Raw genomic sequence first — 606 nt, 5'->3', positions numbered from 1 at the left:
CAATAGGCGATTTCGCGCGCCGCCATGGAGCCGGGGTCGGCTTCGGCGCCGAGCAACTCGCGCTGCCACACGCTGAAGTCCTGGTATTGCACCGGCAGCGGCGCCCAGTTCGGCGCCTCGCCCGCGGTGCGGGCCAGGTAGGCGGCGGCCACGTCGCGGGCAAGCGGGCCGAACGAGAAGCCGTCGGCCGCGATGTGATGCAGGACGAACGCCACGGCGTAGTCGGGAGCGCCGTTGCCGCGCCCGCCGGTGACCGCGAACACCCGCATCCGGATCGGCAGCTCGAAGGTCACATCGAAGCCGCGCGCGGCGAATTCGGCTAGCGCGCCGTACAATTCGGCCTCGTCGATCGGCTGCACCGCGATGCCGAGATCGACCTGGTCGACCGGAACCACCTGCTGGTAGCCGCCGTCGCCGGACTCGGGGAAGATCGTGCGCAGCGACTGCTGGCGCTCGATCACATCCAGCAGCGCCGCGGACAGCGCGTCCAGATCCACCTGGCCGCGCATCCGCACCACGAACGGCAGGTTGTAGGTCGGCACGGTCGGGTCGAACTGGTTGATGAACCACATGCGCTGCTGCGCCAGCGACAGCGGCACCCGTTCC

1 protein-coding gene is annotated in these 606 nt (G+C 70.0%); it reads right to left on the bottom strand.

What is annotated here, in order from left to right:
- The coding region (locus IU459_RS37475; RefSeq protein ID WP_228839068.1) for a condensation domain-containing protein at window positions 1-606 on the bottom strand (606 nt) is incomplete at both ends.

This window comes from Nocardia amamiensis (assembly GCF_015477605.1).
Taxonomy (GTDB): domain Bacteria; phylum Actinomycetota; class Actinomycetes; order Mycobacteriales; family Mycobacteriaceae; genus Nocardia; species Nocardia amamiensis_A.
The sequence above is the reverse complement of the archived record's forward strand: the minus strand, read 5'-3'. Positions and strand labels throughout refer to the sequence as shown.